The sequence below is a fragment of the Coprococcus sp. LG101-27 genome, from assembly GCF_027695515.1.
Classification (GTDB): Bacteria; Bacillota; Clostridia; order Lachnospirales; family Lachnospiraceae; genus Allocoprococcus; species Allocoprococcus comes.
Window position 1 is genome coordinate 177,798 of sequence record NZ_JAQEUJ010000002.1, and the last position, 11,515, is coordinate 189,312.

The 11,515-nt window shown below is 43.8% G+C and carries 12 protein-coding genes, 1 tRNA gene and 1 riboswitch; of the genes, 2 read left to right on the forward strand and 11 right to left on the reverse strand.

Annotated elements, in window-relative coordinates; translation table 11 throughout:
• Position 1: 1 nt before the first annotated feature.
• The 11 genes from atpA to ribD all read right to left on the reverse strand — a co-directional run bounded on the left by atpA (position 2) and on the right by ribD (position 8,951).
• The gene (gene atpA, locus PG766_RS03365) at positions 2-1,510 is read right to left on the reverse strand and encodes a F0F1 ATP synthase subunit alpha (RefSeq protein WP_118198535.1); all 1,509 of its coding nucleotides are present in this window, start codon (positions 1,508-1,510) and stop codon (positions 2-4) included.
• Between the two features lie 5 nt (positions 1,511-1,515).
• Positions 1,516-2,046: an ATP synthase F1 subunit delta gene (gene atpH, locus PG766_RS03370; protein WP_330428588.1), complete on the reverse strand. Its 531-nt coding sequence runs from the start codon at positions 2,044-2,046 to the stop codon at positions 1,516-1,518.
• A complete protein-coding gene (gene atpF / locus PG766_RS03375) occupies positions 2,030-2,524 on the reverse strand; it encodes a F0F1 ATP synthase subunit B (RefSeq protein WP_117557023.1) in 495 nt (164 codons plus the stop codon). The genes atpH and atpF overlap by 17 nt, the downstream gene beginning before the upstream one ends.
• A 33-nt stretch (positions 2,525-2,557) precedes the next feature.
• Complete coding sequence (atpE, locus tag PG766_RS03380) at positions 2,558-2,776, reverse strand: ATP synthase F0 subunit C (protein ID WP_008374373.1); 219 nt, start codon at positions 2,774-2,776, stop codon at positions 2,558-2,560.
• Positions 2,777-2,829: 53 nt separating this feature from the next.
• The gene (locus tag PG766_RS03385; protein ID WP_081445281.1) at positions 2,830-3,495 is read right to left on the reverse strand and encodes a F0F1 ATP synthase subunit A; all 666 of its coding nucleotides are present in this window, start codon (positions 3,493-3,495) and stop codon (positions 2,830-2,832) included.
• Between the two features lie 494 nt (positions 3,496-3,989).
• Positions 3,990-4,060, reverse strand: a tRNA-Trp gene (locus PG766_RS03390).
• 124 nt (positions 4,061-4,184) lie between these two features.
• Positions 4,185-5,183, reverse strand: coding sequence for an L-glyceraldehyde 3-phosphate reductase (gene mgrA / locus PG766_RS03395; protein ID WP_055156444.1), 999 nt, complete (start codon positions 5,181-5,183; stop codon positions 4,185-4,187).
• A gap of 167 nt (positions 5,184-5,350) precedes the next feature.
• On the reverse strand, positions 5,351-5,824 hold the full coding sequence (ribH, locus tag PG766_RS03400) for a 6,7-dimethyl-8-ribityllumazine synthase (protein WP_008374369.1): 474 nt from the start codon (positions 5,822-5,824) through the stop codon (positions 5,351-5,353).
• Between the two features lie 59 nt (positions 5,825-5,883).
• Complete coding sequence (locus tag PG766_RS03405) at positions 5,884-7,104, reverse strand: bifunctional 3,4-dihydroxy-2-butanone-4-phosphate synthase/GTP cyclohydrolase II (RefSeq protein ID WP_118198533.1); 1,221 nt, start codon at positions 7,102-7,104, stop codon at positions 5,884-5,886.
• An 86-nt stretch (positions 7,105-7,190) separates the two neighbouring features.
• Positions 7,191-7,838 carry a riboflavin synthase gene (ribE, locus tag PG766_RS03410; RefSeq protein ID WP_117556885.1) on the reverse strand — a complete coding sequence of 216 codons (648 nt, stop codon included), beginning with the start codon at positions 7,836-7,838 and terminating at the stop codon, positions 7,191-7,193.
• Positions 7,839-8,951 carry a bifunctional diaminohydroxyphosphoribosylaminopyrimidine deaminase/5-amino-6-(5-phosphoribosylamino)uracil reductase RibD gene (ribD, locus tag PG766_RS03415; RefSeq protein WP_117556883.1) on the reverse strand — a complete coding sequence of 371 codons (1,113 nt, stop codon included), beginning with the start codon at positions 8,949-8,951 and terminating at the stop codon, positions 7,839-7,841.
• 240 nt (positions 8,952-9,191) lie between these two features.
• A riboswitch (FMN riboswitch) is annotated at positions 9,192-9,306 on the reverse strand.
• A 178-nt stretch (positions 9,307-9,484) separates the two neighbouring features.
• On the opposite strand from ribD, the gene PG766_RS03420 reads away from it, so the two are divergent.
• Both PG766_RS03420 and PG766_RS03425 read left to right on the forward strand, forming a co-directional pair.
• Complete coding sequence (locus PG766_RS03420) at positions 9,485-10,759, forward strand: MATE family efflux transporter (RefSeq protein WP_118198532.1); 1,275 nt, start codon at positions 9,485-9,487, stop codon at positions 10,757-10,759.
• Positions 10,760-10,851: 92 nt separating this feature from the next.
• Entirely contained in the window at positions 10,852-11,475 is a 624-nt protein-coding gene (locus PG766_RS03425) for a flavin reductase (RefSeq protein ID WP_022220884.1), read from the forward strand.
• The last annotated feature ends 40 nt before the right edge of the window (positions 11,476-11,515 follow it).

Sequence of the window (11,515 nt, forward strand, 5' to 3'; positions counted from 1 at the left end):
ATTAACACCTGCTGTCTTTGAATTCCTTCGCTGTTTCCACAATCTTTGTAGCCAGTTCATCGGACAGAGCCTTTGTCTGCTCAATCTCTTCACTGATTTCCGGATGAACTGTTGCAAAATAATTCAGCATATCCATCTGGAATTTCTTAACCTCTTTTACCGGAATTCCCAGAAGTACTTTATTTCGTGCTGCGCAGAGGGTGATGACCATCTCATGCATGGACATTGGATGTCCGAGTGGCTGTTTCAGAAGTTCCATCAGACCAGATCCATATTCCAGCTGTTCCTTTGTTGCTGCATCCAGATCGGAACTGAACTGTGTGAATACTTCCATCTCACGATACTGTGCAAGATCGATACGGATACTTCCGGCTGCCTTCTTCATTGCCTTTGTCTGTGCTGCACCACCAACACGGGATACGGAAAGACCTACGTTAACCGCCGGTCTCATTCCTGAGAAGAACAGATCACTTTCCAGGAAGATCTGTCCATCTGTAATGGAAATGACGTTGGTCGGAATGTATGCAGATACATCTCCTGCCTGTGTCTCGATGATTGGAAGTGCTGTGATCGAACCGCCTCCCATTTCATCACTTAAACGGCTTGATCTCTCAAGCAGTCTTGAATGCAGATAGAAAACATCTCCAGGATAAGCTTCACGTCCCGGTGAACGTCCAAGAAGCAGGGACAGCGCACGGTATGCAACTGCGTGCTTTGAAAGATCATCGTAAACGATCAGGACATCTTTTCCTTTATGCATGAAATGTTCTGCGATCGCGGTTCCTGCATATGGTGCAATATACTGAAGCGGTGCACAGTCACTTGCTGTTGATGCTACTACGATGGTGTAATCCATTGCGCCGCCGTTTTTAAAAGTATTGACAACCTTTGCGATCGTTGATGCTTTCTGACCGATTGCTACATAGATACAGATGACATCCTTACCCTTCTGATTCAAAATCGTGTCTGTAGCAATGGAAGTCTTTCCTGTCTGACGGTCTCCAATGATCAACTCTCTCTGTCCACGTCCGATCGGGAACATAGAATCGATAGAAAGGATTCCTGTTTCCATTGGAACGCTGACGGATTTACGGTCTACAATTCCTGGTGCTTCATTTTCAATCGGTCTGTAATCTTCTGCTTCGATTTCTCCCGCTCCGTCAATCGGAGCTCCAAGTGCATTTACGACACGTCCGATAAATTTATCGCCAACCGGTACTCCGGCTTTCTTTTTGGTACGCATCACTTTCGTACCTTCTTTGATCTCTACATCTGATCCGAACAGGATGCAGCCGATCGTATCTTTCTGAATGTCCTGAACCATACCTTTCAGTCCATTTTCAAATGTCACGATTTCTCCGTACATTGCATGCTCTATTCCATAGATATTTGCAATTCCGTCACCGACAGAGACAACCGTACCGACCTCGCTGTCTTTACTGATCTGATCAAAGTTCTCTATTTCATTTTTCAGAATAGAAATAATTTCATCTGAGCTAATTGAACTCACTTTGTTCACCTCCAGGTCAATTTTTGCTCTAATCTCGATAATCTTCCTTTCAGACTCCAGTCATATTCATCATCACCGGTCTTTAAGATAAATCCGCCAAGTAATGCCTGATCTTTGACTATCTCGATTTTCACATCTGTCTTATGGTACTTCTCACAAAGAAATTCTCTGATTTTCTCAAGCCGCTTTTCATCTGGTGCTTCCACACAGGTAAGCGTTGCCATCTGGATTCCTTCCTGCATTTTACAGTATCTGTCATAAGCAAAAAGAATCTGACTGATCTCGCTCATTCTCTGATTACGGCATACAACCTTGAGAAAGTTTTTTATTTCTTCCGGGAAAATCTTGTCGATCGAACTTAATTTTTCCCGCATCGGTACCACCGGACTTGCAAATGTTTCTTCAAGCACCGGTACTTCTTCAAAAAGCCTTTCAGTCTCTCCTACCGCTTCTTTTGAAATTCCAAGCTCATATAAAACATGTGCATACTGTTTTGCCGAAGGGCTACAGCAATACTCTTTATTTAACCTCTTCATTGACATGAGCATCACCTGCACCTTTCAGAAACTGATCATATATATCCTGATTTCCTTTTGTGTCATCCACAATCTTACGTGCTGCCTGCATTGCCAGTCCTGCGATCTCACTTTGCAGATCATTCATGGTCTGTTTGCGTTCATTTTCAATCGTCTTTCTGGCATCTTTCAGGATTCCTACGGCTTCCGTATTGGCTTCCTGAAGGATACGCTCTGATTCTCCGGCTGCAGTTTTCTTAGCTTTTTCCACGATCTGAATGGATTCTGCCTTTGCTCCTTCCAGAGCCTTTTCATATTCCGCTTTCAGTCTCGCCGCTTCTTCCTGACTATCACTGGCATTCTTCAGTCCGTCAGCAATCATTTTTTCACGTTTTTCCATAATTCCCATTACTGGTTTGAATAAGAATTTTTTCAGCAAAAGATAAAAGACAATCAGGTTGATGATCGTAAAGAGAAGGCTTACATTAAACTGTATCACCTGTCCCACCTGCCTTTCTTCATTTTACTTTTCTTATTTCAGCATTAAGATGATAAGAAGTCCGATAATGAAACCGTAAATAGCGGTTGCCTCTGCAAGTGCACAACCAAGGATCAGGTTCTTGCTGATCTTGCTTTCTGCTTCCGGCTGTCTTGCGATCGCATCTACTGCTTTACCTGTTGCAAGGCTGATTCCAAGTCCTGCTCCTAAACCTGTTAAAACTGCTACTGCTGCTCCAATTGCTACTAACATAATCTTAATCTCCTTTTTTCTTATAGATTTGTGTTTCTTCTGTCATTTCGGGATTATTCCTGCTCCTCATTCATGAAAAGTGCTGTCAGGAATACGAATACATATGCCTGCAGGAATCCATCGAAAATATCGAAGTAAAAACTAAATGGTATCGGGATAAGAACCGGAGCCACTGCTTTTAAAAGCTCCATGATAACAAACGCTCCCAATACATTACCGAACAGACGCATGCAAAGTGATAATGGTCTGATCACAATCTCCAGAACCATAATTGGTGCTACGAATGGTACCGGCTTTGCAAAATGCGCCGCCCAATGCTTAAATCCATTCTTCCGGATTCCGGAAAATTCAATCAGGCACATACTCATGATTGCAAGTGCTGCTGTTACATTGAGGTCTTTTGTCGGTGACTTAAATCCGAACAGACCAATGATATTGGCTATCCCAATATAGATAAGCACTGTAATCAGATACGGAATATATTTCCTGTTTTCTTTTCCCATGATGTCTTCAAAGAAGTCCAGTCCTTTTCCTATTGCGGATTCCAATAAAAGCTGAACCTTTCCCGGATTTTCGACGCTCAAGCTTCGGACAAATATGATACAAAGTCCTACGATTACCGCCATGATGATCCAGGTAACTACGACCGACTCTTTTACCGGTATTCCGCCGAATATCGGGATCGTAAACACCGTCTCGCAGTTCAGCTCTTCTAACAGAGTCTCTGTTAAATGTTCCGTATCGCTCCCTCCCTTTCGTTTTATTTATTCTTATTTTAGAGTACTTTTTAGAGTGTCCTCTAAAAGTCATGCTTATATTACGCTCACACTTTTTCTTTGTCAATATTTTCAGCTTTTGTAGATTGTACAGTAAAAAAACCAATTTTTTTATCTATTTTCACTATCTTCATCTATTTTTCTTTTATTTTCTTTAGCTGTTTTTACTTCTATTTTTTGACACTTTTTTTAGTTTGTAGCATTCGAGATTCTTTTTTGACGGATTTTGTGCTTTCGTACAGTTGAATTTTTGGCATTTTTTACAATTATTTTCTTTTATTTTTATGCACTATGTATAGTGACTATGTCGAATATGTATATGGTGGGATGGTTATTTTGTTTTTGGAAATGAAGAGTTGATTTGGACTTGCGCTATCACTATTCCGCACTTGATCCATTAGATATAAAAAAGGACTCAAACTGAGTCCTTCAAGTTACAGGGGATGACAGAATCGAACTGCCGCTAAGAGTTTTGGAGACTCCTGTCATACCATTTGACCAATCCCCTATATGAAATTGTTGATTGCTGAAGCAACCATAGACTATATTAACACAATGGCTGCTTCCTGTCAATCATTTATTCAATATTTTCTTTGCGTCCTTTGCAAATAATTTCTTCGCGCAGGTTTCACTTACAGATCGCCCCTGCTGATCTGATCGATCTTTTTCAGTTCTTCCCGGGTGAACTTCGTATTCTGCACAATCTCCACATTCTGAATGATCTGCTCCGGTCTGGACGCTCCGATCAGCACACTGGTCACATCCTCATCTTTCAGGATCCAGCTCAGTGCCATCTGTGCAAGAGACTGTCCTCTCTCACCTGCCATCTTATTCAGAGCCTCGATCTGCGCAAGCTTTTCTTTCGTCAATGCATCGGCATGTAGAAATCTTCCATCCACAGCAATCCGGCTGTCTGACGGTATTCCGTGCAGATATTTATCTGTCAGAAGCCCCTGTGCCAGCGGACTAAATGCAATGATTCCTTTTCCCATCTGGTTCGCCGTCTTTTTCAAGCCGTTCTGTTCAATCGTCCGGTCAAAAATGGAATACCGGTTCTGGTTAATGACAAACGGACATTTCAGATCTTCCAGAATCTCCGCTGCACGTACCATTGTCGGACCATCATAGTTAGAAATTCCGACATAAAGTGCCTTCCCACTCTTTACGATGGAATCGAGTGCTCCCATGGTCTCTTCCAGTGGGGTATTCGGATCCATTCTGTGATGATAGAAGATATCTACATAATCCAGCCCCATTCTCTTCAGGCTCTGGTCAAGGCTTGCGAGCAGATACTTCCTGCTTCCCCAGTTCCCGTAAGGTCCCGGCCACATATCATAGCCTGCCTTGGTACTGATGATCATCTCGTCCCTGTATGGTGCAAAGTCTTCTTTTAAAATCTTCCCAAAATTCGTCTCAGCACTCCCGTATTCCGGTCCATAGTTATTCGCAAGATCGAAATGGGTGATTCCCAGATCAAATGCTGTCCTCAACATTGCCTTCATATTCTCCGGATCCGCATTGGTTCCAAAATTGTGCCAGAGTCCTAAAGAAACTGCCGGCAGCAAAAGCCCGCTTTTCCCACAACGGTTATATACCATGGTATCATATCTCTCAGATGATGCTGTATACATAATTCATTTTCTCCTTCATTATCTCTGAATTGAAACTTTACTATTTCTTTTACAGATTTCTCTTATCAGATATGATACCTTTTTCCTGCATAAATGTCCAGTAAATCCCGGCATCTGCCCTTTTTCTGCCGGAAAACGGGATTCTTTTTGTAACCGTCAGCCGGAAATTACATCTGTCTCAGAAGATTTACCATTTCGATTGCAGAAAGTGCACAGTCATATCCCTTGTTTCCGCCTTTACTTCCGGCTCTTGAAATTGCCTGCTCAATATTTTCAGTCGTGATCACACCAAATAATACCGGCACTCCGGTTGCAAGTCCGACCTGTGCGATCCCTTTGGATACCTCATTGCAGACATAATCATAATGCGTCGTGTCTCCACGGATCACTGCTCCCACACAGATCACCGCATCATACTTTCCGGATGCCGCCATTTTAGAAGCTGCTGTCGGAATCTCAAATGCTCCCGGTACCCATGCTGCCGTTATGTTTTCATCCTCCACGCCATGGCGTACCAGCCCGTCTACCGCACCACCAAGTAGTTTATTAACAATAATCTCATTAAATCTTGAAGCAACAATTCCTACTTTCATTCCTTCTGGTGCTACTACTTTTCCTTCTAATACATTGATCTGTCTCATGTTTTTTTCCTCCTGTAATTAAAGTGTTTCTTCTATGATAAATACTGTTTATTCTCTTTTTACTGAAATTTGATTTCTTTAAAGATATGTCCCATCTTTTCCTGCTTCGTCTTCATATAAAATGCATCAAATTTCTGCGGTGCTATTTCAATCGGTACTCTCTCATGGATTGCAAGCCCGAAACCGGAAAGTCCATATACCTTCTCCGGATTATTAGTAAGAAGCCGGAGTGATTTTACTCCCAGATCTGATAAAATCTGAGCCCCTACCCAGTATTCCCTGAGATCCGGTGCAAATCCCAGACGGATGTTGGCTTCCACGGTATCGTATCCCTGTTCCTGAAGTTCATACGCTTTCAGCTTGTTGATCAGACCGATTCCCCTTCCCTCCTGTCGCATATACAGAAGAACTCCTCTTCCTTCTCTCTCAATCTGCTTCATCGCCGACTGCAGCTGTTTTCCACAATCGCACCGGAGAGATCCGAAAGTATCGCCGGTCAGGCACTCGGAATGTACACGGCACAGAACGTCTTCTCCATCACCAATCTCACCTTTCACCAGTGCCACATGATGTTCACCGGTAATGTCATTCACATACCCATAGATCTGAAATTCTCCATACTGGGTTGGCATCTTTGCACATGCTTCCCGCACGATATGTTTTTCATGGATTCTGCAGTAATCCTGCAGATCTTTAATCGTAATAAATTTCAGGTCGTACTTCTTCGCCAGCTTCCAGAGATTCTCTGTCCGCATCATCGTTCCGTCCTCTTCCATGATCTCACAGCAGATTCCACATTCTTTCAGTCCGGCAAGACGCATCAGATCAACCGTTGCCTCGGTATGACCATTTCTTACCAGCACACCTCCATGCCTTGCCACCAGCGGAAATACATGCCCCGGTCTTCGAAGGTCCTGTGGTTTTGTTCCTTCTTCTGTCAGGCTACGCATGGTATATCCGCGCTCTGCTGCTGAAATTCCCGTTGTCGTATCCACATGGTCAACGGATACCGTAAATGCAGTCGAATGGTTATCTGTATTTTCAGAAACCATCTGTGGCAGCCCAAGCTGTCCGGCCAGCGCTGCACTCATCGGTGTGCAGATCAGCCCTTTCGCATGGCATGCCATAAAATTGATATTCTCCTGGGTTGCAAATTCCGCCGCGCAAATCATATCCCCTTCATTTTCCCGGTCCGGATCATCCGTTACCAGAACGATCCTTCCCTGGCGTAATTCTTCAAGTGCCTCTTCTACGCTATTGTATTGATACTGTTTCTCCATTTGTTACTTCCTCCTGTCCGATCTATAACTTATTTTTATCCTGTTCTTCTGTATGCTTTCCATTCCGGTCCCGGAATTTCTTCGCATCAAATTCCATACTCCTCTAATAATTCCATGGTAAGTCCTCCACATTTTCCAGCCGGTTCCGATGGTGTAAGAAACTTTTTAATATACTTCCCTACAATATCATTTTCCAGATTCACCCTGTCCCCAGCTTTTTTCTTCAGCAGCGTGGTTTCCTCTCCGGTATGAGGAATGACTGATACCTGAAAGCTTTTTTCATTTACTTCTGCCACTGTCAGACTGATTCCATCAATACAGATTGAACCTTTTTCTACGATCAGTTCCAGAATCTCCGGCGTTGTCCGGATTTTTACCCATACTGCATTTTCTTCCTTTCTGAGTTCTTCAATCATTCCGGTCCCATCAATATGCCCTGCAACGATATGTCCGCCGAATCTGCCATCTGCCGCCATCGCGCGTTCCAGATTCACTTTTTCACCGATCTTTGTGTCACCAAGGTTGGTTCTTCGCACCGTCTCCGCCATCACATCTGCGGTAAATCCATCTTTTTCCAGGGAAACCACCGTCAGGCAGACACCATTTACCGCAATACTGTCTCCGATCCTGGTTCCACCGAGTACTTTTTTTGCCCGAATCGCAATCTTCCCGGATGATCCAGAAAGTCGGAGTGACCGGATGGATCCGGTTTCTTCTACAATTCCTGTAAACATTTACATTTCCTCCAAAACCTTATACTCTGCCAGAATATCTTCTCCAACCTGCGAGATTCTCGTAAGCTGTAGCTTTATGGCATCGTCTACTTTCTCAACTCCAAAGCCTTCCACCGGAGTCTTTCCGCCTCTTCCGCCAAAAATTTTCGGTGCGATAAAGGCTTTCACCTCATTTACGATACCGGATTGCAGGGCATCCTCATTTAAAGTTCCACCGCCTTCAATAAGTACACTGTCAATTCCCATCTCTCCAAGCTTTCTCATCAGAAGCTGCAGATTGATCTCCCCCTTTTCCGAAGGAACTCTGAGAAGCACGACTCCAAGCTTTTCAAGACTGCGTTTTTTCTCTTCTAAATAAATCGCATTCCCCTTTTCACCGGCATATGCAACGATCGTCCGGTATCTCCCTGCTGTCTGGCAGATCTGATTGTCCAACGGAATCCTGAGCATACTGTCACAGATAATTCTGACCGGACTTTTCTTTCCCTCCAGACGCACATTCAGCATCGGATCGTCTGCCAGAACCGTTCCGATTCCTGCCATGATTCCCATATAGTCATGGCGCATCTCATGTACCAGATTTCTTGCTTCCTCACCGGATATCCATTTTGATGCTCCTGTTTTTGTCGCAATCTTTCCGTCTGCCGTCATTGCGTATTTCATCACCACATAGGGCAGCCCTGTTGTGATATAGTGGAAAAAGACCGGATTTAACGCATCACATTCTTCGCGCAGGAAATCCTCTTCCACCCGGACACCTGCCTCGCGCAAAATCTTTGCTCCTTTGCCGGACACTTTCGGATTCGGATCTCTCGATCCGATCACAACCCGTGCGATCTTCTGTTCCAGAATCGCTTCCGTACACGGTGGTGTCTTCCCATAATGACAGCACGGCTCCAGCGTCACATAAAGTGTTGCTCCCTCGGCGCTTTCTGTCAGGGATGCGATTGCGTTCCGTTCTGCATGAAGCTCACCACATTTTTCGTGATACCCTTCCCCGATAATGCTTCCATTCTTTACGATCACGGCACCAACCATCGGGTTTGGATTTGTCCATCCACGTCCTTTTTTTGCCAGTTCAATTGCACGGCGCATGTAAAATTCATCTGTCATTTTTTCTCCTTTCTCATCTCTCCCGGAAAAACCCTGACAGATTCTCTTACCTGTCAGGGCTTTCTTTCTCAGTTATATCGCTGTACGCTCTGTCAAACTTTCCGGAAATACCATTTTCTTATCGAATCCTGACCCGGCATTTTATTTTCCGAAAAATAAAAACTCTGGAATGATTCCCATTCCAGAGCGTTTTACTTTTTATTCCTGCATATATGATAGAATCCGCTTCTATCAGCAACGATTCAACTTCTTCCATCCAGACTTTACTGTCGGCACTGGAATCTCACCAGTTCATGCCTTACGGCTCGCGGGCTTTACCGCCGGTGGGGAATTTCGCCCCGCCCTGAAGCATTATTTGGTTTTACAAAACTTACTATAGCACGTTAACGAAGTAATTGCAAGATTATTTTTTCGACAAACCAGTATGTTTATGCTATTCTTATATGGAGATATCAGAGTCCGCTTATTACCAGGCTGGTACAGATGGTTATTTCATTTAATCTGGCTTTAAGAAAGACGAGGAATTCAAAAACATGTTTCATAAATTTTTAAAATACATTTCCCAGAGTATTTCCGGAATGATCGGTGTCTCCATCTACATTCTGGCAGATACCTTTTTTATCTCTTACAAATGCGGCGCAGATGGACTTGCTGCCCTGAATCTGATCCTTCCGGTATTCGGACTGATCTTCGCAATCGGTTCGATGATCGGGATCGGTTCTGCCACACGCTACAGTATCAGTACCGCCAAAGGTGCACCTTCGGACTACTATTTTACCCAATCCATCTTCTGGTGTCTCATATGCAGCATTCCGTTTATGCTCACCGGAATCTTCATTCCGCATAAAGCACTTGCACTTTTAGGGGCAGATGCCGGGCTCATCCGGCTTGGACGTAATTATATGCGTATCGTCCTGCTCTTTACCCCGTTTTTTATGTCAAACTATACCTTCACGGCATTTGCGAGGAATGACCATGCGACCTCTATCGCCATGATCGGTTCCATTTCCGGAAGCTTCTTTAATATTTTATTTGACTATATTTTCATGTTCCCTTTGAATCTTGGATTTCTGGGGGCTGCACTTGCAACCGCTCTTTCACCGGTTGTGACGATGCTGGTATGTTCGACACATTATCTTGGAAAGAATAACCATGTAGAATTTCACTGGCGCAAGCCCTCTCTTCGCCGGATCATCAGATGCTGCCAGCTTGGAGTCTCTGCATTTTTTGCGGAAATCTCCTCCGCTGTCATTACAATTATATTCAATATGCTGATCCTGCGTATCGCCGGAAATATCGGAATTGCCGCCTACGGCGTAGTTGCAAATATTTCACTGGTCGCAATGGCAATCCTAAACGGACTTGCCCAGGGTGCACAGCCGCTGATCAGCCAGAGCTACGGAAAGGGCGAACATGATCTCGTCCGTAAATTTCTCAACTGGTCCCTTGCAGCAGCACTTCTGATCGAGCTTGTGATCGTTGCACTGATCTACGGATTTACGGATACCTTTATCAGTATCTTTAACAGCGAACACAATCTCCAGATGCTTGCTTACGCCCATACTGGTCTTAGGCTTTATTTCCTTGGCTTTTTAGCCGCCGGAATCAATATTGTGCTGGTTGCCTATTTTTCCGCAATCGACCGGGCACGTCCTGCCGTCCTTGGTTCTGTTATGCGCGGCATTATCGCAATTGCTTTCTGCGCGATTCTGTTCTCACAGATTCTGGGGCTGAATGGAATCTGGCTTTCCTTCTTAGGATCAGAAATCATCACATTTTTTGTGATTCTGATTTTCCGGAAATCTTGATTTTATAATTGACAATTTTTCTTTTATCATGTATTCTTTAATTATAGTAATGATTCTTATTATCAAGTTTTGAAAGTCAGGAGGAATGTTATATGGATAAAAAAGCACTTTACAATTTATCTTATGGAGTATTTATGCTTGCAACACGCTCTGGGAATGTAGTAAACGGATGTATTACCAACACCTGCATCCAGGTTGCGAATAATCCGGTACGGATCGCAATCTCTGTGCTGAATAGCAACTATACCTGTGATCTGATCAAAGAGAGCGGCATTTTTACGTTAAGCCTGCTTGACCAGACCTGCTCTTTTGAAACGATCCGGCATTTCGGTTTCCAGTCCGGCAGAGATGTTGATAAATTCGCAAATATCACTGCACCTGCAGATGAAAATGCAGTTCCTTACCTCGGATGGCAGACATGTTCTGTTCTCAGCGCAAAGGTAGTTTCCAGACAGGATCTTGGAACACATACCCTTTTTATTGCTGAAGTAACCGATGCGAAACTTTTAAGTGACAATCCGCCTCTGACTTACGCAGATTATCAGGCACATGTAAAGCCAAAACCAGAACAGAAAAAAGAGGATAAGAAGATTATCGGATGGCGCTGTAAGATCTGCAATTATGTATACGAAGGAAGCAATCTTCCGGAAGAATTCACCTGCCCGCTCTGTGGACACGGCGCAGATGATTTCGAACCGATTTATGAAAATGCATAGCCTGTTGGAAAATAGACGTTTCAAAAAGAGGGAGTGTATG